We start from the raw sequence: 23,989 nt of genomic DNA on the forward strand, positions 1-23,989 counted from the left end.
CGTTCAACACTTTTTGGTGGGGGGATTATGCAAAAGCAAAAGATCGCAGGCTTCGATCTTTTCAAAGACCTTGCTGCAGTGCCGGGTCGTCGGGGTTGAGTTGTTCAAGTTGCGCCAACAGAATCTGCACGTTTTGCAGCTGTCCGCTTTCTTTCCAATAATTAATCAACAGCACCCGGGCCTTTCGATCGGAAGGGTGACGCTGGACGATTTCCTGCAATTGTTTCTGCGCCGCTTCCAGCTCCTGTTCGCCATGCAGCGTGGTTGCCAGGTCGTAGCGATAATCCTTGTTGTCCGGTTCCAGCTCCACGGCTTTGGACAAGCCAAGCAGGGCGAACTCACTTTGACCGTGGTGCAGCAACCACAACCCCAAGGCATGTTGCAGGTAGGCGGAATCGGGCTGGGCTTTCAGCTGTTTGGCCAGCAGCAGCCGGGCGGCTTCGCTTTGCCCTTGCCTGTCCAGGACTTCGATTTGCATCACCAACGCAGGCAGATTGTCGGGGGCCAGACGCAAGGTGTGCTCAAGCGCCTGTTGCGCCGCTTTGAATTCGCCATTGTGCAGGTGCAACCGCGCCAACTGATATTGGTTGTCAGCACTTTCAGGCGCGTGGGTGAGCACCTGTTCCCATGCATCGATGGACTGTTGCAACGGCGCGAAATACAAACCTAGGTCGTCCGGCGACAACCCCAGCAGAGCGTTCACCGCGGCAAACCGGACACTTTGTTCGCTGTCATCAAGCAGTGGGCCCAGCAACAGACTGCGCTGGCCGCTGGGAACCAGCCCGCTGATGCTTCTGATGGCGGCGATGCGCACGTCGGCCGAGGTGTGTTGCAGGTCAGCGACCGCCAGTTTCAAGGCCTGTGGGCTGGGATAGTTGGGCAGCTCGGCATGCAGCCAGACGCGGCGTTTGGGGGAAATGTCGGGACGCCCCAGTTGCTGATAAAGCACCCGCGCTGCGCCCGGTTGGCCGGCCCGCGCCTGCGTCAGTGCTTCGCTGTAACCACGCTTGATCGCTTCCGGCACCACAGGGGTCGTACTGCGCAGGAAAAGCCAGGCTAGGCCGATGGCGAACAGGACGCAGAGGCTGATGATCAGGTAGCGGCGGGACTGGGGCATGCAGGAATCCGGGAGCTGGCAAGCTTTTGCAAGGTTGCCAGCTTCGGTCAGACCGGGCTGTGAGTCAAACCTGCCTTCTTGAAAGGCATCCGGTCTGCGTCAATCAAGGAGTTCCGGTCGGTCGCGGAATTGCGCCAATGCCTCGGGATTGGCCAGGGCATCAGTGTTCTTCACCGGCTGGCCATGCACCACGTTCCGCACCGCCAGCTCGACCACCTTGCCGCTGATGGTCCGTGGAATGTCCGTCACTGCGACGATCTTCGCCGGCACATGCCGTGGCGTGGTGTTGGCGCGAATGACCTGGCGGATCTGCTGCTGCAGGGCTTCGTCGAGCTCGACGCCATCGCGCAAGCGCACGAACAGCACCACTCGCACGTCATCCTGCCAGTGCTGACCAATGGCCACGCTGTCGATCACTTGCGAGACTTTCTCCACCTGACGATAGATTTCCGCGGTGCCGATGCGCACGCCGCCAGGGTTGAGTACTGCGTCCGAGCGGCCGTGAATCATCATCGCGCCATGAACCAGCTGTTCGGCGTAATCGCCCTGAGCCCAGATGCCCGGAAACTGACTGAAGTAGGACGCACGCAGCTTTTCGCCGGTCGGGTCGTTCCACAGACCGATGGGCATCGCCGGGAAGTGCCGGGTACAAACCAGTTCGCCTTTTTCGCCAATGACCGGTGTGCCGGCGTCGTTCCAGACCTCGACGGCCATGCCCAGACTCTTGCCCTGGATTTCACCGCGACGCACTGGCAACAACGGATTGCCATTGACGAAGCATGAAACGATGTCGGTGCCGCCGGACATCGACGCCAGGCACAGGTCGGCCTTGAAGTCGCGGTAAACGTAGTCGTAACTGTGCGGCGACAGCGCAGAGCCGGTGCACAGCAGGGTTTTCAGGCTGCCAAGATCGTGGCTTTGCCGAGGCTTCACGCCGGTGCCTTCCAGCGTCGCGAGGTATTTGGGACTGGTGCCGAACACGCTGATGCGCTCGTCGTCGATCAAGTCGATCAAACGCTCAGGGCCGGGGTGAAACGGCGAGCCGTCGTACAACACCACGGCGCTACCCACGGCCAGGGCCGAGACCAGCCAGTTCCACATCATCCAACCGCATGTGGTGTAGTAGAACAGACGGTCGCCGGGGCCGAGATCACCATGCAGGCCGTGCTCCTTGATGTGTTGCAACAGCACACCGCCGGTGCTGTGAATGATGCATTTTGGCACGCCGGTGGTGCCGCTGGAGTAAAGGATGTACAGCGGGTGCGCGAAGGGCACGGCGACAAAATCCGGCTCGCCACCGGGTTCGTAGAACTCATCCCACAGCGCCACGTCTGCGTGGGTATGGAAGTCTTCGATACGTACCTGTGGACGTGCGTAAGGCACGACGATCAATTGTTGCAGTGACGGCAGGCGTTCGAGGATTTCGTTGACCTTGGCGCGCTGGTCGATGTCTTTGCCGGCGTAACGGTAACCGGCGCAAGTGATCAGCACTTTCGGTTCGATCTGGCCGAAGCGGTCGATCACGCCTTGAGTGCCGAAGTCCGGCGACGAGCAGGACCAGATTGCCCCGAGGCTGGTGGTTGCGAGCATGGCCACGAGGGTTTGCCAGGTATTGGGCATGCACGCGGCAACGCGATCGCCGAGGCCGACACCGGCGGCGATCAAACTGTTCTGAAAACCGGCGACATGCTCGGCCAGTTCGGCCCACGTCAGCTGCTCACGCTGGCCGTTTTCGCCGATTGCCACCACGGCGACGGCATCGTCGCGACGGCGCAGCAGGTGTTCGGCGAAGTTCAGGGTGGCGCCGGGGAACCATTGGGCGCTGGGCATGTGATCGCCTTCGATCAGCACAGCGTCGGGTTGATCGTGGAAGCGGATATCAAAGAAATCGACGATGGCTTGCCAGAAGTCGACCCGCTGATCGATGGACCATGGATGCAGATCGGCGTAGTCGGCGACGTCGAGGTGGTGTCGCTGATTGATGAAGCGCCGGAAGGCGTCCATACGGGTCTTGGCGATGCGCTTGGCGTCGGGTTGCCAGAGGATGTCGGACATTTTTCGCCTCTTCTTATTAATGCATTCAGTCGGCCTTTTGTGGCGAGGGGATTTATCCCCGTTGGGTGGCGAGCCGCCCCAAACCCGGCACCCCAGGTATGACTGACATACCGAGAATGCAGGATTTACGACTGTTTCGCAGCCGAACGGGGATGAATCCCCTCGCCACAGGGCTTAGAAGTGGCTTACTGCGCCAACCACCCACCATCAATATTCCACGCCGCGCCGCGCACCTGGCTTCCGGCCTCGCTGCACAAAAACAGCACCAATTCACCCAGTTGCGGCGGCGTGACGAACTCCAGCGACGGCTGCTTCTCGGCCAGCAAATCATGCTGCGCCTGCTGCGGATCAGTCCCTGTCGCAATGCGGTCATCAATTTGCTTCTGCACCAGGGGCGTCAACACCCAGCCAGGGCAAATCGCGTTGCAGGTAACATTCGTCGTGGCTGTTTCCAGGCCGACCACCTTGGTCAAACCGATCACTCCGTGTTTGGCCGCGACGTACGCCGCCTTGCCCACCGAGCCAACCTGGCCGTGCACCGAAGCGATGTTGATGACCCGTCCCCAACCTTTTTTACGCATGCCCGGCAAGCTCAGCCGGGTGCTGTGAAACACCGACGACAGGTTGATCGCAATGATCGAATCCCAGCGCTCCACGGGGAAATCTTCCACCGACGCCACGTGCTGAATGCCGGCATTGTTGACCAAAATATCAACGCCGCCGAACTCGCGGTCGGCGTAGGCGATCATGTCGGCGATCTGCGTCGGGTCGCTGACATCGGCGGGGTGATGGCCGACCTTGCCACCGAACTGGCCAACTTCGGCAATCACTTTGGAAGCATCGCCGAAACCGTTGAGAATCAGGTTGGCGCCGGCCTTGGCCAGGCTGAGGGCGATGCCCAGGCCGATGCCGCTGGTGGAGCCGGTGACCAGTGCGGTCTTGCCCGAAAGAGTCGTCATGAATACCTCACACAATGCCAGTGGCGTAGAAAACACCGATCACCACAAAAACCGCCAGGGTCTTGATCAGCGTAATACAGAAAATGTCTTTGTAGGCTTCGCGGTGGGTCAGGCCGGTCACCGCCAGCAGGGTAATGACCGCGCCGTTGTGCGGCAGGGTGTCCATGCCGCCACTGGCCATCGAGGCGACGCGGTGCAGCACTTCCAGGGGAATGTTGGCCGCATGGGCCGCGGCGATGAAGTCATTGGCCATGGCCGCCAGCGCAATGCTCATGCCGCCCGACGCCGAGCCGGTGATGCCGGCCAGCAGGGTCACGGTGATCGCTTCGTTGACCAGCGGGTTGGGAATGCTTTTGAGCCAGCCGGCGAGCACCAGAAAACCGGGCAAAGAGGCGATCACCGCGCCAAAACCGTATTCCGATGCGGTGTTCATCGCCGCCAGCAATGAACCGCTGACCGCACTTCTACTGCCTTCGGCCAACTTGCCGCGAATCGCCTGGAAGCCGAAAACCAGTACCATGATGATGCCGACCAGCAACGCGGCCTGAACCGCCCAGATCGCCGTGAGCTTAGCGATTTCAGTGGTCACCGGCGCGGCCATGCCTGGCAGTGCGAGGCTGTGGGTTTTGCCGTACCACTGGGGAATCCACTGGGTAAATAGCAGGTTCATGACGCCTACCGCCAGTAACGGCGACAGCGCGATCCACGGATTCGGCAGCTTGATATCGGCAGCGGTTTCCGGCTCGTTGCGCAATTCGGTGCCATAACCTTCACCGGTGCGCTGGGCTTTGTTGCGTTGACGCTGGAGGAACAGCATGCCGGCGCTGAATACGAAAATCGTGCCGATCACGCCCAGCCACGGCGCCGCCCAGGCGGTGGTGTTGAAGAACGTGCTGGGGATGATGTTTTGGATTTGCGGCGTGCCGGGCAGGGCGTCCATGGTGAACGAGAACGCGCCGAGGGCGATGGTCGCCGGAATCAGCCGCTTCGGGATGTTGCTCTGGCGGAACATTTCGGCAGCGAACGGATAGACCGCAAACACCACCACAAACAGCGACACGCCGCCGTAAGTCAGCACGGCGCAGACCAGCACGATCACCAGCATCGCCTGACGGGTGCCGAGCAGACGAATCGCCGCCGCCACGATGGAGCGCGAGAAACCCGACAACTCGATCAGCTTGCCGAACACCGCGCCGAGCAGGAACACCGGGAAATAGAGTTTGATGAAGCCGACCATTTTTTCCATGAACACCCCGGTAAAGGCTGGGGCGACGGCGGAAGGGTCAGTGAGCAGAACGGCGCCGAGGGCGGCGATCGGGGCGAAGAGGATAACGCTGTAGCCACGGTAGGCCGCGATCATTAGCAGCGTGAGAGCTGCCAAGGCAATGATCACACTCATGGTGTGTCTCCTGGGATTGTTATTTTTGTGGGGTGAAGCTTTGTGAAGGAGGGCTTTAGCGAGTTTCGTGCCAGACATGCAACATGTTGAAATATAAAGATATTTATTGTTTTTTTAAGTGAATTTTGAATTGTTTGTCTCTGTTTTGAGATTGCGCTGACAGATCTGGCCCTTTCGCGAGCAAACTCGCTCCCACAGTTGACCGTGTTTTCGGGAAAAACTCAGTCAACTGTGGGAGCGGGCTTGCTCGCGAAGGTTTGTCTAACAATGGAGATGCATGTCTCTTTATAGAGATTCTGCAATCCCCAACGCCACCATCTTTTTGTACAACGTCGACCGCCCAAGCCCCAGCCTTGCCGCCGCTTCAATCACCTTCCCCCCGCATTGCGCGAGGGCAGACTCAATCAATTGCCGGTCAAATCGTTCACGAGCCTCGCTAAACGTCTCATGCGCCACCGCCTCAATCGCCAATGGCGCAACACGCTCCACCGGCGTAAACGTACCAATTGCCGCGCGGATATCCTGCGCATTCAGCATCAGGTCATCACTGAGCAATGCCGCCCGTTCCAACACGTTACGCAATTCGCGAATGTTCCCCGGCCAAGCGTGTTGCCCCAACAACTCCAGCGCTTCGCGGTTCAGTTCATGCTGACTGCGCAGTTCTTCCAGGATCGCTTCACTGAGCGCCGGCAAGTCATCGAGACGGTCCCGCAGCGGTGGCACCTGGATTGGCAGCACGTTGAGGCGGTAATACAAATCGGCACGAAACTCGCCGCGTTTGATCGCCGCTTCAAGGTCGGTCGAAGTCGCGGCGATCACTCGCACATCGCTCTGAATCACTTCGTTGGACCCCACCGGTTCGAATTCTTTTTCCTGCAACACCCGCAGCAATTTGCTTTGCAGGGGTAAAGGCATGTCGCCGATCTCATCGAGGAACAGCGTGCCGCCCTGGGCAATCTGCAGCTTGCCGGCACGACCCTTGCGGTCCGCACCGGTGAATGCGCCGGGGGCGGTGCCAAAGAATTCGGCTTCCAGCAGTGACTCGGGAATCGCTGCGCTGTTGATGCTCACAAAGGCTTTATGGGCGCGAGGCGAAGCGCCATGAATAGCCTGCGCCAACAGCTCTTTGCCGGTGCCGGTTTCGCCCAGCAGCAACACCGGCGAATCTGCGCTGGCACTGCGCCGGGCGCGGCGTTTGACTTCGAGGCTGGCCGCGCTGGTGCCGATAAAATGCGCAAAGTTGTACTTGGTCTGTCGTGCCCGCAGCAACGAGCGGGTTGAGGCGAGTTCTTCCTGCATGCTCATGTAGCGCTTGAGCATCGGCAACAGGCTGCGCAACTCGTCGAACAGCGCAAAACCAATCGCACCGATTACCACACCGGCATCGTCGTGAATCGGCAGGCGCATGACCACCAGCGGTTCTTTGGGGGTGTCCTGCATGTCGAGCAAAATCGGGCGACCGGTGCGCACCACCTCACGCAGCAGACTGCCGGGGATCACGCTTTCGCAGGCCTTGCCGATGGCCACCTCAGCCGACTCCAGACCGAAGCGCCGAGCATAGCGTTCGTTCATCCAGACGATGTTGGCGTCGCGATCGACAATCACCGTGCCTTCACTCGACTGCTCGATGATTTCGAACAAGGAACGGATCGCCAACAGGCGAACGCGCTGGTAGTCCTTCAGGCTTTCGGTGGTGTTCATGTTGGCTGATCCTGATTAAGTATTGCCTGTGCAGGCCCCTTCGCGAGCAAGCCCGCTCCCACATTGGAACGCGGTCAACTGTGGGAGCGGGCTTGCTCGCGAAGGGCGCGACGCGATTTTGTGTCTACCTCGGATGCGCCGCCGCCAACAGCTCTTTGGTGTATGGATGCTGCGGCGACTCGAACACGTCGTGACTGGCGCCACTTTCCACCACCTTGCCGTCCTTGATCACGATCATGTCATGGGCGAGGGCGCGGACCACCGCCAGGTCGTGGCTGATGAACAGATAGGTCAGCCCGTGTTTTTCCTGAAGCTGACGGAGCAGGGCGACCACCTGTTTTTGCACGGTGCGGTCCAGCGCCGAGGTCGGTTCGTCGAGCAGGATCAGCGCCGGTTTCAGCACCAGCGCCCGGGCAATGGCGATGCGCTGGCGCTGGCCACCAGAAAATTCATGAGGGTAGCGATGACGACTTTGCGGGTCGAGGCCGACTTCCTGCAGTGCCTGAATCACCTGAGCCTCGCATTCGTCAGCGGTGGACTGGCTGTGAACCTCAAGTCCTTCACTGATGATCTGCGCCACGGACATGCGCGGGCTGAGGCTGCCAAACGGATCCTGGAACACCACCTGCATTTTCTTGCGCCACGGCCGCAGTTGCTTTTGCGTCAGGCCGTCCAGCGCGGCCCCCTGAAAACGAATGCTGCCTTCGGAGTCGAGCAGGCGCAGGATCGCCTGACCCAACGTCGACTTGCCCGACCCCGACTCGCCGACGATCCCCAGTGTCTTGCCACGCTGAACATTCAGGCTGATGCCGTCCACCGCATGCAAGTACGTTTTGCGCTGAAACAGTCCGCCACTGAGGGCGAAGCGCACGGAGAGATTCTCTACTTCCAGGACCTTCTCGCGCTCGTCCCGGGCCAGGGCTTCGCCTTCCGGTTCAGCGTTCAGCAATACGCAGCTGTACGGATGTTTCGGCTCGGTGAACAGCATCTCGCACGGCGCCTGTTCGACGATTTCCCCGGCCTTCATCACGCACACGCGCTGGGCGATGCTGCGTACGAGATTGAGGTCATGGCTGATCAGCAGCAGCGACATGCCGAGCCGCTGCTGCAAGGATTTGAGCAGCAGCAGGATCTTGCGCTGCACGGTCACGTCCAGCGCCGTCGTTGGTTCGTCGGCGATCAGCAGCTCCGGTTCGCAGGCCAGGGCCATGGCGATCATCACCCGTTGCCGCTGGCCGCCGGACAGTTGATGCGGATAGGCCTTGAGTCGCTCTTGCGGTTTCTGGATGCCCACCAGGTGCAGCAACTCGAGAATCCGTGCCTGCGCGGGTTTGCCGGTCAAGCCTTTGTGCAACAGCAGGGTTTCGCCGATCTGCTTTTCAATGTTGTGCAGCGGGTTGAGCGAGGTCATCGGCTCCTGAAAGATCATCGCGATGCGGTTGCCGCGCAACTCCCGCAGAACTCTGGACGAGGCGCCGAGCAGCTCTTTACCGCGATAGCGGATGCTGCCGGTGGTTTCGGTGCCAGTCTCCGGCAGCAGCTGCAGGATCGAGTGCGCGGTCACCGATTTGCCGGACCCCGACTCGCCGACCAATGCCAGGCATTCACCGGGGCGGATGTCCAGACACAGATTGCGCACCACGGTCTGGCTGTTGAAGGCCACGCTGAGGTTGCGGATTTCGATCAGGTTACTCATATGAACAGTCCCGCGTCATGACCGGGGATCAAAGGCATCTCGCAATGCCTCGCCGATAAACACCAGTAAAGAAAGAATCAGCGCCAAGGTGAAGAATGCGGTCAGCCCCAGCCACGGTGCCTGCAAATTCTGTTTACCCTGACCGATCAGTTCGCCCAGCGAAGCACTGCCGGCCGGCATCCCGAAACCGAGGAAATCCAGCGCGGTAAGCGTCGAAATCGCCCCGGTCAGAATGAACGGCAGGTAACTCAGGGTTGCGTTCATCGCGTTGGGCAGAATGTGTCGCACGATGACTTTGCGGTCGGTCAGGCCCAGCGCGCGGGCTGCTTTGACGTACTCCAGATTGCGTCCGCGCAGGAACTCGGCACGCACCACGTCCACCAGCGCCAGCCAGGAAAACAGCGCCATGATCCCCAACAGCCACCAGAAGTTCGGCTCGACGAACCCCGACAGAATGATCAGCAGATACAACACCGGCAGACCCGACCAGACTTCGAGCAGGCGCTGACCGATCAAATCGACCCAGCCGCCGTAATAGCCTTGCAGCGCACCGGCAGCGATGCCGATCAACGCGCTCACAAGCGTCAGCATCAACGCAAATAGAATCGACACCCTCGCGCCGAAAATCACCCGGGCCAACACGTCGCGAGCCTGGTCGTCCGTGCCCAGCCAATTGACGTTCGACGGTGGGCTCGGCGCCGGTTTGTTCAAGTCATAGTTGGGCGTGTCGTCGCTGAACGGGATCGGTGGAAACAACAGCCAGCCGCCGTCCTTTTTGATCAGCTTCTGCACATAGTCGCTGCGGTAGTCGGCCTGGAACGGCAGTTGGCCGCCGAATTCCTGCTCGGTGTAGCGCTTGAAAACCGGGAAGTACAACGAGCCCTGATAACTGACCACCAGCGGTTTGTCATTGGCGATCAGCTCTCCGCCCAAGCTCAGCAGAAACAGGCCGATGAAAAGCCACAGCGACCACCAGCCGCGACGGTTTTTCTTGAATCGTTCGAAACGGCGACGCGCCAACGGCGAAAGCTTGAACATCAGGCATTCCTCGCGGCGAAGTCGATACGCGGGTCGACCAAGGTGTAGCAGAGGTCGCCCACCAGTTTTATCAGGAGGCCGAACAGCGTGAAGATGAACAGCGAACCGAACACCACCGGATAGTCCCGGGACACTGCGGCTTCATAACTCATGCGGCCCAGGCCATCGAGGGAGAAGATCACCTCGATCAGCAGCGAGCCGGCGAAGAACACACTGATGAACGCCTGGGGGATGCCCGACACCACCAACAGCATGGCGTTGCGGAATACGTGGCCGTACAGCACGCGCCGTTCGCTCATGCCCTTTGCGCGGGCGGTGACTACGTACTGGCGGGTGATTTCATTGAGAAAAGAGTTTTTGGTCAGGATGGTCAGCGTGGCAAACCCGCCGATCACCAGCGCCGTCACCGGCAACACCAGGTGCCAGAAATAGTCGGCGATCTTGCCCACCGTGGACAGGGAGTCGAAGTTGTCCGAGACCAACCCGCGCACCGGGAACCAGTTCAGTGACGTGCCGCCGGCGAACACCACGATCAGAAACATCGCGAACAGGAACGCCGGCATCGCATAGCCAATGATGATCGCGGTGCTGCTCCAGATATCGAAATGGCTGCCGTGGTGCACCGCCTTGCGGATGCCCAAAGGAATCGACACCAGATAGGTGATCAGCGTGGCCCAGAGCCCGAGGGAAATGGTCACCGGCATTTTTTCCAGGATCAGGTCGGTGACGGTGGCGCCGCGAAAAAAGCTCTTGCCGAAGTCCAGTCGGGCATAACTCTTGAGCATCAGCCACAGTCGCTCCGGCGCCGGTTTGTCGAAGCCGTACTGTTTTTCGATCTCCTTGATCAGTTGCGGATCGAGGCCGCGACTGGCCCGTGAACTGCCACTCATGACTTCGCTGGAACCACCGCCGACACTGGCGCCGCCGATGCCTTGCAGGTGCGCGATCGCCTGTTCCACCGGACCGCCCGGCGCGGCTTGGACGATGACGAAGTTGACCAGCAGAATGATCACCAGCGTCGGAATGATCAGTAGCAGGCGCCGCAGAATATAAGCCCACATCAGTGCGGCCCTCCGGGTTTGCCGCGCTTGATCAGTTCGGCGGTCATCTGTTGGTTGTTCAGCGGCGTGGTGCTCACTTCCCACCAACTCTCGATGGCTTCGTCATTGGCGGCTTGCACGCTGGGAATGCCGAAGCGGTTCCACCACACGGTCGAACTGCCCGGCGGATAGTAATTGGGAATCCAGTAGTAGTTCCATTGCAGCACCCGGTCGAGTGCATGGGCGTAGCGCAACATGTCGGACTGGGTGGTGGCGCGAACCAGGCCGTTCACCAAGGTATCGACCGCCGGGTTCTTCAGCACCATGTAGTTGTTGGAGCCGGGATCGTTGGCGGACGCCGAGCCAAAATAATTGTTCAGCTCGTTGCCGGGTGAAGTAGTCACCGGGTAGCCCGTGACGATCATGTCGTAATCCCGGGACATCAGACGATTGACGTACTGGGACGAATCGATGCGGCGGATGTTCAGGTCGATGCCGATCTGTTTCAGCGTGCGCTTGTACGGCAGCAGCAATCGGTCCATGCCGTTCTGGCTGACCAGGAACGTGAAACTCAGCGGTTTGCCTTCGGCGTTCACCAGTTGATCGCCATCGGGTTTCCATCCTGCCTGCTCCAGCAAGTCCAGCGCTTGCAGTTGTTTGTCACGGATCACGCCGCTGCCATCGGTCTTCGGCGCTTCGAAGACTTTGGTGAACACCTCGTCGGGGATCTGCCCGCGCAAGGGTTCAAGAATCGCCAACTCGGCGGCATCCGGCAGGCTGCGGGCGGCAAGGGCGGTGTTGGAGAAGAAACTCTGCTGGCGGATATAGAGGTCGCGCATCATCTGCCGATTACTCCATTCGAAATCCCAGAGCATCACCAGGGCCTGACGCACGCGTCGATCCTGGAACAGCGGATTTTGCAGATTGAACACGAAGCCTTGCGCCGATTGCGGTGCGTTTTGTGCCAGATGCGCCTTTTGCAGGCGACCGTCACTGAGGGCAGGGCTGTCGTAGCCGATGGAGTAACCGGTGGCAGAGAACTCACGGTTGTAGTCGTAGGCGCCGCCGCGCAACACCTGACGCGCCACGTCGGTATCGCCGAAGTACTCGATGCTGAAACGGTCGAAATTATAGAGCCCGCGGCTGACCGGAAGATCCTTGCCCCACCAGTCGGGATTGCGCTCGAACGTGATGCTGCGTCCAGAGTCGACCTTGCTCACCTTGTACGGACCGCTGCCCAGCGGCGGTTCGTAACCGCCACCGCCGGCGAAGTCGCGGGTTTTCCACCAGTGCTCGGGAAACACCGGCAAGGTCGCGATGTCCAGGGGCAGGGTACGGTTTTCGTTGCTTTTGAAATCGAAACGCACTGTTAGCGGCGATTCCACTTCGACGCCTTTGACGTCGGCGAACTGAGTGCGATAACGCAGGCTGCCCTGGGTCATCAGCAGGTCGAAGGTATAGCGCACGTCTTCGGCGGTGATCGGCTTTCCATCGGCGAAGCGGGCCTTGGGGTTGAGGTAGAACCGCAGCGACAAACCGTCTTCCGAGCGCTCCATCTTCTGCGCCACCAGACCGTACACGGTGTAAGGCTCGTCCATTGAACGCTGGGCGAGGGGTGAATAGAGCAAGCCGTCAATCTGCGTCACGCCAATGCCTTTGTCTATATAAGGCAGGATGTGATCGAAGTGGCCGATTTCGATCGCCGAGCGACGCATTGTTCCGCCCTTGGGCGCCTGGGGGTTGGTGTAGGCAAAATGACTGAAGCCGGCAGGGTATTTCGCCGGTTCGCCGTAGACGGTCAATGCGTGTTGTGGGGCGGCATTCACACCGGCAGCAACTAACAGCAAGGCCAGGGCAGTGAACAACAAAGTAGGGAAAGCCAGTCGCATTGTCAGCCTTAGAGCCGGTGGTCGATAACCGCAATTTGTACGCTAGCGGCGCGTCCCTCGCCAGCCGTAGAACGCATCCGAAACACGACGGCCCACCAAAAGGCGGGCCGTTGTGGGGCATGCTTCGCGAATTGATCAGTCCTGACGACTGGTCACTTCCAGCAAGTGGTAACCAAACTGAGTCTTGACCGGGCCTTGCACCACGTTGATCGGTGCGCTGAAGACCACGGTGTCGAACTCCTTGACCATCTGGCCCGGACCGAACGAACCCAGATCACCGCCCTGACGGCTGGACGGGCAGGTGGAGTTGGCTTTGGCGACTTCGGCGAAATCAGCGCCGCCCTCGATTTGGGCCTTAAGTTCGTTGCACTTGTCTTCGCTGGCAACCAGGATGTGACGGGCAGTGGCTTTAGCCATGGAAAAATACTCCTTTCAACGTTCAGTAAAGTGCTGAGCCTACCGGATTCAGTGACCCATTTCTCCTCAAAGTTCCTTCCAATGCTTACAGGCCAGCCTTTTGCAGGCGTTCGGCGTGCTGCACATACAGATCAATTGGGTCAACGCCTTTGCGTACTCGACCGGCTGTCTGGTTGATGCTGTCCAGGTGATCCAGCGGATAGTCGGAACGGATCACTTTCCCCAAGTGGGAGCTGAAGCGACCAACCATGCCGTCATTCTGCTCGGCTTCTATGGTGAAGTATCGAGAAAAGGCCCGTGAGCACCCGTTCAGCGGGTCGAATGCATTGAGTCCTTCGTCGAGAACGCTTCCTTGCAAAGTGCCGCTCCAGGAATAGTAGCGAACCCCGTTGACCAGCTCGCGGCCCTTGCCACCCCAGGTTTTTGGCAATCCTTGGGGGTACTTCTCATTAAACGCGTAGACACCTTCGGTGGTCAGCGCATTCAACGCGGCGATAGCGTTCTGCGGCAGGTGCGGGTTGTCACTCAGCAACGACAAGAAGTCAGAAAATAGGGTGACGACCGTTTCGGCCGCCTGTTCCGGGAGCCGTCCGGGCGTCAGTGCCTTGCGCAGGAAGTCCGCCAGTTCCGAGCCGTGGTTCGGTCCGCTGACCGACGTCACCGATGCTACGACTTCCGGCGCTATCGCTGCCGCATAACGTGCGGCCAATGCCCCCTGGCTGTGACCGATCAGATTGACCTTTTCTGCGCCAGTACCCTCTAGCACGCGTTCGATCTGTGCCAAAAGCTGTTCACCGCGGGCTTCGTTGGTATGGGTAGCCGAGAGGTGCGGGATGAACACCCTGGCGCCGCAGCTTCTGAGCGCTTGTTTGATGTCACGGAAGAGTTCGACGGGGCCGATCCGGTCGAAACCGAATAGCCCGTGGACCAACAGGATGGGATGGAGAGTGCTTGCATTCCGTTGCATGTTCATACCTTCGCGGGAGTTCGTGGGTGTGTTCGAGGCCCACTCTAAAGCACTCGGACCGTTGCGCGATGTATGAAAAAGCCGCTGTGATTTGATGAAAACGGAATAGGTGGTGTACGTAACATCGAATCAGGACGAGGTCCTTTTCGGAATGTCCGGACGTCCTTTAACCGGAGGTAGCTCAGAGTCCTGCGATGGCCTACCTCCGGAACGTCATTTACCTTTCAGTCATGCGCCGCTCGGAGCTGTTCGACCGCCCCACGCAATAATGCTTCCGTCCCATCCCATCCCAAGCAACCATCCGTCACCGATACGCCGTACTGCAGTGACGGACTCAACGGCTGGCAACCCTCGAACAAATGACTCTCGATCATCATCCCGATCAACGTACGATCACCTTGCAAACGCTGTTCAAGCACATCGTTGAACACCGCTGGTTGACGTAGCGGATCTTTGCCGCTGTTGGCGTGGCTGCAATCGACCATGATCCGCGACGGGATTTTCAGCTTGGCCAGATCACTGTTCACCTGGGCGACGCTGTCGTGGTCGTAGTTCGGGCCGCGATGGCCGCCGCGCAGGACCAGGTGTGTGTCGGCATTGCCCGGGGTCTGGATGATCGCCGGATGCCCCTGGCTGTCGACACCGAAATGCCGATGCGGATGAGCGGCCGAGCGCATGGCGTCGCTGGCAACGCCGACGCCGCCATCGGTGCCGTTCTTGAAGCCGACGGGCATGTTCAGGCCGCTGGCCATTTCCCGGTGGATCTGCGACTCGGTGGTGCGGGCGCCAATGGCCACCCAGCTGAGCAGGTCGTCGAAGTAACCGGCGGCCATCGGTTGCAGCAGTTCGGTGGCGATCGGCAGGCCCAGTTGGAGCATTTCGCGCATCAGTTCGCGGGACAGGGTCAGGCCGCTGGCCATGTCATCGCTGCCATCCAGGTGCGGATCGTAGGCCAGGCCTTTCCAGCCGACCGTGGTGCGCGGTTTTTCAACGTAGGCGCGCATCACCAGCAGCATTTCATCGCTGACTTCGGCGGCAAGGCGGGCGAGGTTGCTCGCGTATTCGAGGGCGGACTGGGGATCGTGAATCGAGCAAGGTCCGACGATGACCAGCAAACGGGCGTCGTCACCGTTGAGGATTGCACGGACCGCGTCGCGATGGGTGGCGACCTGGCGGGTCAGGGCGTTGCTGAGAGGCAGTTGCTGCTTGAGTTGCAGTGAGCTTGGCAACCGCAGGGTCAATGCTTCATTGGCAGGGCTGAGGTCGGGCAGAGGCAGAGCAGAGACGGACGAGTTCATATTCAGGCTTCCTGGGCGGGCGGCGGGTTCGTTCCCGCGCGCTCGGCCCTACTGGGGTGTTCGACAATTGGCCGGATTGGCCGCGTGTGTGTGCTTGCCACCTGTGGGTGACCGATCGGAGGCGGCAGGCTGTCCCGAGCGGAGGCTGCTAAATCGCCAGGCGGTAAAACTGTCGTAACGGTAGTAAGTGGCGTAGTTCATGTCGTGAATCCTCAGGTTGTCTGGTGTGTTGCTGAAAATGGCGGGGCTGAAAAAACAAAACCCCCGGTCGGGAAGCCGACCGGGGGTTGAGAAATCTCTGGTGGCGACCCGTTTAAAGTGGGCGCCGTGTGGGTATCAGGCGCGCCAGTGGCTAAACCAATACCCAAAATAAAAGGTCACCGGAGCGCAAGCGGTGTTCGCCCGGGCAGCCGCAACAGAGCGCGGGGCGCTGGCGGTACGAAGCTGTGAGAGGGCGTAGAACATGGTCTGTCTCCGATGGATGCGCCGAGCTTACTAGAGGCCGGTACGCGGATTCAATCAGAAATTGCTATCGATCGCCGACGGCGATTTCTATTGCTTGAGTGCGTCGAAGGGTGTGACACACTTCGGACTCATCAAAAAAACCCAAAGACGAACAATGACGCCATCGCCCCTCGCTGCCGGTTTTGATTTGCGTCCTGCCACGGCGACAGATCTCGACTTCGCCCGGGATTTAACCTGCCAGAACATGCTCCGCTACTACATTCAGCACGATCTGTTGTGGCAGGACGAGGCCTTCGATGTGGCCTGGGCGAGCCGCGAGAACTGGCTGATTGTTCGCGACGACGTGCGGCTGGGTTACGTGAGCCTGAGCCGGGACGCGAGAGCGTTGTACATCCGTGAATTGCAGGTGATCGAAGTGTTTCAGGGGCAGGGCGTCGGTTCCTGGGTGATCGATCAGGTATTGGCGATGACGCGTAAGGAGCGACGCCCGGCATTGCGTTTGACGGTTTTTGAGAATAATCCCGCGAAAGTGCTATACGAGAGAAAGGGCCTGGAGGTGGTGGGGGCAGATGAGTGTTTCCTGAGAATGCAGCGCGATATAGATGTCGCGAATCGCTGAAACACGCATTGGACAAGCCTTTCAAGATGTATTGAAACTTTTTATATGACGCTTGCCGCTAGGTCTGCCAGTCGCTTTTTGCTAAGGTGTCGACAACCCAATAAGACCATATCGCGAGGTGTCTGCTTGATTAGGGTGCTAGTAGTCGATGACCATGATCTCGTTCGTACAGGCATTACACGAATGCTGGCTGACATCGATGGCCTGCAAGTGGTCGGCCAGGCTGAGTCAGGCGAAGAATCCCTGCTCAAGGCGCGTGAGTTGAAACCCGATGTGGTGCTGATGGACGTCAAGATGCCCGGTATCGGCGGTCTTGAGGCCACCCGCAAACTGTTGCGCAGTCATCCGGACATCAAAGTCGTCGCGGTCACCGTGTGCGAAGAAGACCCGTTTCCGACACGGTTGTTGCAAGCCGGTGCTGCCGGTTACCTGACGAAGGGCGCCGGGTTGCCGGAAATGGTCCAGGCTATCCGCCTCGTGTTTGCCGGGCAACGCTACATCAGCCCGCAGATTGCACAACAACTGGCGATCAAATCCTTTCAGCCGACCAACGATTCGCCGTTCGACGCACTGTCGGAACGGGAAATCCAGATCGCGCTGATGATTGTCGGCTGCCAGAAGGTCCAGATCATTTCCGACAAGTTGTGCCTGTCGCCCAAAACCGTGAACACCTACCGTTACCGAATTTTCGAAAAGCTTTCGATCAGCAGCGATGTCGAGTTGACGCTGTTGGCGGTTCGTCACGGCATGGTTGATGCCAGCCTCTGAAAATGACTGACACCTTCGATCCAAGCGCTTTCCTGTCGACGGTCAGTGGACGCCCCGGCGTCTATCGGATGTTCGACAGCGAGGCGCGTCTGCTTTACGTCGGCAAGGCCAAGAACCTCAAGAATCGTCTGTCGAGTTACTTCCGCAAGTCCGGGCTCGCTCCTAAAACGGCGGCGCTGGTGGCGCGTATTGCCCAGGTCGAAACGACGATCACGGCCAACGAAACCGAAGCCTTACTGCTTGAGCAGACGCTGATCAAGGAATGGCGTCCGCCTTACAACATCCTGCTTCGCGACGACAAATCCTACCCGTACGTGTTTCTTTCCGATGGCCAGTTCCCACGTCTGAGCATTCATCGCGGTGCGAAAAAGGCCAAAGGCAAATATTTCGGTCCCTATCCCAGTGCCGGCGCGATTCGCGAAAGCCTGAGCCTGCTGCAAAAGACTTTTTTCGTTCGCCAGTGCGAAGACAGCTATTACAAGAACCGTACGCGGCCATGTCTGCAATATCAGATCAAACGCTGCAAGGCGCCCTGTGTCGGTCTGGTGGAGCCCGAGGTGTACGCCGAAGATGTGCGGCACTCGGTGATGTTCCTCGAGGGGCGCAGCAACGCGCTGACCGACGAGTTATCCGCCGGTATGGAAGAGGCGGCGATCAACCTAGAATTCGAACGGGCCGCCGAATTGCGTGACCAGATCTCCTTGCTGCGCCGGGTTCAGGATCAGCAGAGCATGGAGGGCGGGAGCGGAGATGTCGACGTGATCGCCGCGTTCGTCAACCCGGGCGGTGCTTGCGTTCATCTGATCAGCGTGCGCGGTGGCCGGGTGCTGGGGAGCAAGAATTTTTTCCCGCAGGTGGGTATTGAAGAAGACGTTTCCGAAGTCATGGCCGCGTTTCTCGGTCAATACTTCATCAGCAGCCCCGAACGCGACTTGCCGAGCGAATTGATCGTCAACGTGGTGCACGAAGATTTTCCGACGTTGATCGCGGCCATTGACGAGTTGCGAGGTCGCGAACTGACCATCAGTCACAGGGTGCGTGGCACGCGAGCACGCTGGCAGCAATTGGCCGTGACCAATGCCGAGCAGGCACTGGGCGCGCGCCTGGCCAACCGACAACACGTTGCCGCGCGTTTCGATGCGCTGGCCGATGTGCTCAAACTGGATGAGCCGCCGCAGCGCCTGGAGTGTTACGACATCAGCCATTCCAGCGGCGAAGCGACTGTGGCGTCCTGTGTGGTGTTTGGCCCGGAAGGCCCGATCAAGTCCGATTACCGTCGCTACAACATCGAAGGTGTGACGCCGGGCGATGACTACGCTGCGATGCACCAGGCCCTGACCCGACGATTCAGTAAGTTGAAGGACGGGGAGGGCAAGCTGCCGGATATTTTGCTGGTGGACGGTGGTAAAGGTCAGTTGTCCATGGCGCGCGATGTACTCAATGAACTGGCGGTGCCCGACCTGATTCTGCTGGGCGTGGCCAAGGGCGCGACGCGCAAGGCCGGTTTCGAAACCTTGTACCTCAACGATGCCGCTCACGAATTCACCTTGCGCGGAGATTCCCCGGCGCTGCATTTGATCCAGCAGATCCGCGACGAAGCTCACCGTTTTGCAATCACCGGGCACCGCGCCCGTCGTGGCAAAACGCGCCGCACGTCTACACTGGAAGGCGTCGCAGGCGTTGGGCCGACACGCCGGCGTGATTTGTTGAAACATTTTGGTGGATTGCAGGAGCTGTCTCGTGCCAGCATCGACGAGATCGCCAAAGCACCCGGGATCAGTAAAAAGCTCGCAGAGTTGATTTATGCAAATCTGCACAGCGAGTAGAATGCCACCTCACCTCGTAGCCAGTTGTGCCGATGAATATCCCTAATCTGATTACCGTTCTACGCGTCCTGCTCATCCCGATCTTCATTTTATTGTTCTACCTGCCTTACCAATGGAGCTACCTGGCGTCCGCTTCGGTCTTCGCGTTTGCCGCCGCTACAGACTGGCTGGACGGTTACCTGGCTCGCCGTCTGGAGCAAAGCACGCCGTTCGGGGCGTTTCTCGACCCGGTGGCCGACAAGCTGATGGTCGCCGTGGCGCTGGTGTTGCTGGTGCAGGAACACGGCAACCTGTGGCTCACGCTGCCGGCCGCCGTGATCATCGGTCGCGAGATTGTCGTTTCCGCATTGCGCGAATGGATGGCCGAGCTCGGTGCTCGTGCTCATGTCGCCGTGTCGAACCTGGGCAAATGGAAAACCGCTGCGCAAATGCTGGCGCTGGTGATCCTGCTGGCCAATCCGTCGTCCTTCACGTTCTGGGTCCTGTTAGGTTACGCCTTGCTCCTGATCTCGGCGGGCCTGACGCTGTGGTCCATGGTTCAATACCTGCGGGCTGCCTGGCCGCATTTGAAGACCGACGTGGAAAAGAAATAAAGTTTTTGAATCAAAGGGTTGACGGAGCATTTGGATTCTATAGAATGCGCCTCACCAAGACGCGGGAATAGCTCAGTTGGTAGAGCACGACCTTGCCAAGGTCGGGGTCGCGAGTTCGAGTCTCGTTTCCCGCTCCAAATATAAAAAGCGCCACTCAATGAGTGGCGCTTTTTTTTGCGTGTTTTTTTGTGGTTGGCATTGAAAAAAGAGGCTTCGGCCTCTTTTTTCGCTCCAGCGATTTCTGCTGGAACCCAACCAGCCACGCATTTCGTGTACATCAATAAGTACATCGAAATCCGGCCTTCGGACGTAGCAGTTCGCTGGTGGATGATGCTGCCCTCAGGTAGCTGTCCGCCCTAAAATCTCGACAACCATGGAGTTGTGCAGATGGGGCGGATCGCAAAAGGTACACCCGAGATTACGCGTTAATCTGCCGCCCTAAGCGTGTGGACCTGAACAATGAGTACGGTGGTTTCGGCGGTTTCTACGAACAGGTCATAGGCCTCCAGGTAGAGGTACACGTTTGTTGCTTTCAGCCCATTGTCTGTGACGCAAGTAACATTGCGCGCCATCCCTCGCACGGCGACTTTGTGTGTGGCAGGAAAGGATTCACTCACCGAACACTCGTACTTTTGCACGAACGGTTTGCCGGTGCTGGTGGTAAAGGTTTTGCTGTAGGCGATAGCACTTCCGGGCTTGAGGTTCTGCCAATCGCCAACCAGGTCGATGTTCGTTAGGGTGCTTCGCAGGTCGGTTTCGCCAGTGAGCCTGGTATGGCTCGTCTCGGCAAGTTCGATAAGCCCACGCCAGCGGATGCTCACACGCTCGCCGTTCAAGGCTCCCGTCGCCTGTTCGCGCCATATGCCGCGGGCCGGGCCCGGTTGCAAATACAAGTCCAGTGGACTGTTGTTGATCACGGCGTGCGGCAACAAAGGGGAGGTGACCTTGTACGTGAGTTGCAAATGGCTGAGCGTGTGGGTCGGTTGTCCCTGAGGCAGTGCGCTCACCTGTGCCAGCAGTGTCGCCGGGACCTCTGGCGTAAGCATGTTCGGAGGTGTTTTTTTCCGGATGACTAGGGGGGCGAGTTGCGCCAGATTGGCTGGTTCGGCGCACACGGCGCCAATTAGCCGGGCGCGTTGCTCTGTGTCCAATGCACTGACAAGCGGCTGATCGGGGGGCGGCAGCAATGCTTGGCGGCTCAAACGATAAGCCAAGCGGGTGCTCGCCTAGCGGGTAGTGCAGTCGACCTCGACACGCTCGAACTGACGGTCGTAGGGTCTCCCTTCGTTTTCATCCAGGCGGGTGCGCCCAAAGTCGACGCCTGCCCATATCGAACGTCGGGAGTTCTCTATGCCCAGGGTGCCCGAGTCTAGTAACAAAATGTCCTCGCCGTCGCCGGGAAGCTGCTTCCAGCTGCTGTCTCGGACCGCTTGGCACATCTGCTGGATCATGTTTCGCGCTGTGTCTACTGGCAGGACATAAGGTCTGGTCCAGTCCTTGCCGCTTCGATAATCCATGGTTAATGTCGACGAATCGCAGCCAGCGAAAAGCCGGGCCTGGGTGGCCGGCTCGATGCCTTCAGCCGGCACGTTAACCATCACCACGGCAGTTTGGCCGAGTCTGAAAGTCGTATTCAACGGCAGCGGTCGGGTTTGTACACGGGCCGTCATGGCTTGATTTTGTACCTAGTGCTCGGCAGCGTTGCGCTTTTGGTATTCAGCCATCCCGTTACCTTGCAGGGCACAACCAGCCGGGGTTACAGCGAAGATGACACCCGCCAGGCGAAATAGAAAACTCACAGCAAACAGCTCCTTAATGCGCCCGGAATTCATTGTGATCACGGGCGCGTACTTTGTAGGGTTATCGAAGTTATGACGTTACTGCGGCGAGGCCGAGACAGTGCCCGTTGTTGTCGGGGGCTAAGAAACATCGAGGAACCTGCAATTCCAAATTTGCGGGGGGCGTCCATGGACGGTCCTTCGTAGCGATTTCTGGGTATCAAGCCCATTTGAATCGGCTCTACAACCAAAACCTTTAGGGAAGGGAGTGCCAGCCCGCGCGAGACTGCGAGCACTCGATGAGCGACTTTTTTTGTGCCTGAAATTTGTGTCCTGTACTACAGGCGTAGACTTCAGCACCTTCAGATCAAGAAGACCTGCCAGCCTGGCAGGTCTGAGAGAGATCAAAGTTTCGGCAACTGCCCAACACGCCCCAGCATCTCGGTCACAATCTGCAGGTCCAGCAGGAACTGGTCGACGGTCTTGAACTCGTTGTCGGTGTGGCCGGTGTATTTGACCTCTGGCCGGGCCAGTCCGAACTGCACGCCATTGGGCAATTCATGAACCGAGGTGGCGCCGGCGGAGGTGCCGTACTCGTGTGCCATGCCAAGGTTTTCGCTGGCCACGGCCAGCAGGGCCTTGACCCATTCACCCTCGGGGTTGCGGTACATCGGTTCGGCGATCGAGTAATCGAAGGTCGCCGCAATGTGAGACTTTTTGCTCCAGGCGCCAATCTTGTCGGCGATTTCGGCCTTGAGCACTTCCGGGGACTTGCCCTTCGGCACGCGCAGGTTGACCGCCAGTTTGAAGGCTTTTTCATCCATCCCGACATACGTCAGAGAAGCGGTCAGCGGTCCCATGAACGCATCGGAAAAGCCGACCGCCAATTTGCCACCCAGGTAATCCAGCCCCCAGTTGTCGGCGGCGTAGCGGGCGGCGTCGGTGATGTGGTTGTGCTTGAGCGCGACCTTGCCGTCGAGGCTGTTGATGAAGTCCAGCATCCTCGCCACCGGGTTGACGCCCGACTCGGGTTCGGAAGAGTGGGCGGAAACGCCGGTGACCGTCAGCTTGACGTCCTTGCCGACAACCTTGGTGGTCACGCTGAAATTACCGCCATTGCGCTTGGCATAATCAGCACCGGCCTTTTGCAATCGGGTAGCCAGTTCGGCGGGCATGTCACTTCGCAGGGTCACGACCGAAGCTGACGGAATTTGGTTGGTCGCCAGGCCGCCAGTCATCGAGACGATTTCAGCGCCCTTGCCGTCTGCCTTGCGCTTGGGAAAATTGGTCATCACCGTGCCGTAGCCTTTTTCGGCAATCACCACCGGGTAACCGCCATCCAACGCCAGGTTGTAGTTGGGTGTCGGGTTGCGTTCAAAGTAATAAGGGATGGCGTCGCCGGAGGTTTCTTCGGTGGTGTCCACCAACAGCTTGAAGTTCCTCGCCAGCGGCAGCTTCTCTTCCTTGATGACCTTCATGGCGTAGAGCGCCGCGACGATGCCGTTCTTGTCATCCTCGGTGCCCCGGCCATACATGCGATCGTCGATCAAGGTGACCTTGAACGGATCGAGGCGGGTGCCGTCTTGCAGGACCCAATTCTCCGGCGTCACGGGCACCACGTCGGCGTGGGCGTGAATGCCGACAACTTCACCGCCGCTGCCTTCGAGCGAGATTTCATAGACGCGGTTGTCGATGTTTCGATAGGTCAGGTTGAAGGCTTCGGCAAGGCTCTTGATTTTGTCGGCGATCTTGATGAATTCAGGGTTGTCGTGCTGGGCAACGCCGTCCACGCGGAAGGTCGGGATGGCCACCAGTTCACATAGTGTCTCGGTGGCGGCGCTGCCGTACTTGACGCGCGCATAGAGGCCGAGCAGACGATGAATCTCGTTCTGCTGGCCGGCGGAAAGGGACTTGTTGTCGAGGAAGGCATTGATCGCCGGGCCGAGGTCGCCGGTTTTGGCCAGATCGTTCTTGGCCAGGCTCGTCAGGAACTGCCTGAAGTCCGTTACTGATGCGTCACTGAACGTCTTGAGGATGGTCGCGCTTTGTTGCGGAGTAATGTTGGCGTGCGCTGCCGTGGTGAACGACGAAATACTGGCCAACATCAGCGATGTCGCGGCCAGGCGCTTGAGTGAGAAGTTCATTGCTTGGGCATTCCTTTGCAGAGAGTGGACTTGATGTGAAACAAAACATTTCAACACTAACACTGTGGGAGCGAGCTTGCTCGCGATGGTCGACAACGAAAACGCGTGTTTCTGGGTAAACACGGCGTTTCCAAGTTCATCGCGAGCAAACTCGCTCCCACAGGCGGGGGGTGGCGATGTTATAGGGTAACAATATAAGGTGCTCGGCAATCTGTTCCGC

General features: G+C 59.1%; 19 protein-coding genes and 1 tRNA gene. 5 read left to right on the forward strand and 15 right to left on the reverse strand.

The window, feature by feature from the left end:
• Window positions 1-61: 61 nt before the first annotated feature.
• From ACYZT9_RS12670 to ACYZT9_RS12725, 12 genes are all read right to left on the reverse strand, one after another.
• The gene (locus ACYZT9_RS12670) at window positions 62-1,117 is read right to left on the reverse strand and encodes a tetratricopeptide repeat protein (protein ID WP_462010081.1); all 1,056 of its coding nucleotides are present in this window, start codon (window positions 1,115-1,117) and stop codon (window positions 62-64) included.
• Window positions 1,118-1,216: 99 nt separating this feature from the next.
• Window positions 1,217-3,172, reverse strand: a complete 1,956-nt coding sequence (locus tag ACYZT9_RS12675; protein WP_462010082.1) for an acetoacetate--CoA ligase — start codon at window positions 3,170-3,172, stop codon at window positions 1,217-1,219.
• Between the two features lie 185 nt (window positions 3,173-3,357).
• Window positions 3,358-4,131 (reverse strand): 3-hydroxybutyrate dehydrogenase, encoded by a 774-nt coding sequence (locus ACYZT9_RS12680; protein WP_462010083.1) that lies wholly within the window; start codon window positions 4,129-4,131, stop codon window positions 3,358-3,360.
• A gap of 7 nt (window positions 4,132-4,138) precedes the next feature.
• The gene (locus ACYZT9_RS12685; protein ID WP_462010084.1) at window positions 4,139-5,530 is read right to left on the reverse strand and encodes a GntP family permease; all 1,392 of its coding nucleotides are present in this window, start codon (window positions 5,528-5,530) and stop codon (window positions 4,139-4,141) included.
• 285 nt (window positions 5,531-5,815) lie between these two features.
• The gene (locus ACYZT9_RS12690; protein WP_462010085.1) at window positions 5,816-7,231 is read right to left on the reverse strand and encodes a sigma-54 interaction domain-containing protein; all 1,416 of its coding nucleotides are present in this window, start codon (window positions 7,229-7,231) and stop codon (window positions 5,816-5,818) included.
• A gap of 124 nt (window positions 7,232-7,355) precedes the next feature.
• Window positions 7,356-8,927: an ABC transporter ATP-binding protein gene (locus tag ACYZT9_RS12695; RefSeq protein ID WP_462010086.1), complete on the reverse strand. Its 1,572-nt coding sequence runs from the start codon at window positions 8,925-8,927 to the stop codon at window positions 7,356-7,358.
• Window positions 8,928-8,942: 15 nt separating this feature from the next.
• Window positions 8,943-9,965, reverse strand: coding sequence for an ABC transporter permease (locus tag ACYZT9_RS12700; RefSeq protein WP_462010087.1), 1,023 nt, complete (start codon window positions 9,963-9,965; stop codon window positions 8,943-8,945).
• Window positions 9,965-11,026 (reverse strand): microcin C ABC transporter permease YejB, encoded by a 1,062-nt coding sequence (locus ACYZT9_RS12705; RefSeq protein WP_462010088.1) that lies wholly within the window; start codon window positions 11,024-11,026, stop codon window positions 9,965-9,967. The genes ACYZT9_RS12700 and ACYZT9_RS12705 overlap by 1 nt, the downstream gene beginning before the upstream one ends.
• Window positions 11,026-12,894: an extracellular solute-binding protein gene (locus tag ACYZT9_RS12710; protein ID WP_462010089.1), complete on the reverse strand. Its 1,869-nt coding sequence runs from the start codon at window positions 12,892-12,894 to the stop codon at window positions 11,026-11,028. Before ACYZT9_RS12710 ends, ACYZT9_RS12705 begins: the two co-directional genes overlap by 1 nt.
• A 135-nt stretch (window positions 12,895-13,029) precedes the next feature.
• Window positions 13,030-13,311, reverse strand: coding sequence for a peptidylprolyl isomerase (locus tag ACYZT9_RS12715; RefSeq protein ID WP_003445034.1), 282 nt, complete (start codon window positions 13,309-13,311; stop codon window positions 13,030-13,032).
• An 85-nt stretch (window positions 13,312-13,396) separates the two neighbouring features.
• Window positions 13,397-14,278, reverse strand: a complete 882-nt coding sequence (locus ACYZT9_RS12720; protein WP_462010090.1) for an esterase/lipase family protein — start codon at window positions 14,276-14,278, stop codon at window positions 13,397-13,399.
• 224 nt (window positions 14,279-14,502) lie between these two features.
• Window positions 14,503-15,576 (reverse strand): 3-deoxy-7-phosphoheptulonate synthase, encoded by a 1,074-nt coding sequence (locus ACYZT9_RS12725; RefSeq protein ID WP_462010091.1) that lies wholly within the window; start codon window positions 15,574-15,576, stop codon window positions 14,503-14,505.
• Between the two features lie 619 nt (window positions 15,577-16,195).
• Between ACYZT9_RS12725 and ACYZT9_RS12730 the strand changes: the two genes are divergently transcribed.
• From ACYZT9_RS12730 to ACYZT9_RS12750, 5 genes are all read left to right on the forward strand, one after another.
• Window positions 16,196-16,660 (forward strand): GNAT family N-acetyltransferase, encoded by a 465-nt coding sequence (locus ACYZT9_RS12730; protein ID WP_462010213.1) that lies wholly within the window; start codon window positions 16,196-16,198, stop codon window positions 16,658-16,660.
• Window positions 16,661-16,786: 126 nt separating this feature from the next.
• Complete coding sequence (gene gacA / locus ACYZT9_RS12735) at window positions 16,787-17,428, forward strand: response regulator transcription factor GacA (protein WP_008015884.1); 642 nt, start codon at window positions 16,787-16,789, stop codon at window positions 17,426-17,428.
• Between the two features lie 2 nt (window positions 17,429-17,430).
• Window positions 17,431-19,254: an excinuclease ABC subunit UvrC gene (gene uvrC, locus ACYZT9_RS12740; RefSeq protein WP_462010092.1), complete on the forward strand. Its 1,824-nt coding sequence runs from the start codon at window positions 17,431-17,433 to the stop codon at window positions 19,252-19,254.
• A 32-nt stretch (window positions 19,255-19,286) separates the two neighbouring features.
• The gene (pgsA, locus tag ACYZT9_RS12745; protein WP_461986080.1) at window positions 19,287-19,847 is read left to right on the forward strand and encodes a CDP-diacylglycerol--glycerol-3-phosphate 3-phosphatidyltransferase; all 561 of its coding nucleotides are present in this window, start codon (window positions 19,287-19,289) and stop codon (window positions 19,845-19,847) included.
• A gap of 61 nt (window positions 19,848-19,908) precedes the next feature.
• Window positions 19,909-19,984 (forward strand) — tRNA-Gly (locus ACYZT9_RS12750).
• A 288-nt stretch (window positions 19,985-20,272) separates the two neighbouring features.
• Here ACYZT9_RS12750 and ACYZT9_RS12755 read toward each other — a convergent pair.
• The 3 genes from ACYZT9_RS12755 to ACYZT9_RS12765 form a co-directional block, all read right to left on the reverse strand.
• Window positions 20,273-21,061 carry a hypothetical protein gene (locus tag ACYZT9_RS12755; protein ID WP_462010093.1) on the reverse strand — a complete coding sequence of 263 codons (789 nt, stop codon included), beginning with the start codon at window positions 21,059-21,061 and terminating at the stop codon, window positions 20,273-20,275.
• 12 nt (window positions 21,062-21,073) lie between these two features.
• Window positions 21,074-21,517: a hypothetical protein gene (locus ACYZT9_RS12760; RefSeq protein ID WP_462010094.1), complete on the reverse strand. Its 444-nt coding sequence runs from the start codon at window positions 21,515-21,517 to the stop codon at window positions 21,074-21,076.
• 512 nt (window positions 21,518-22,029) lie between these two features.
• Window positions 22,030-23,769 carry a dipeptidase gene (locus ACYZT9_RS12765; RefSeq protein WP_462010095.1) on the reverse strand — a complete coding sequence of 580 codons (1,740 nt, stop codon included), beginning with the start codon at window positions 23,767-23,769 and terminating at the stop codon, window positions 22,030-22,032.
• Window positions 23,770-23,989 lie beyond the last annotated feature (220 nt).

The organism is Pseudomonas sp. ZT5P21, from assembly GCF_054897785.1.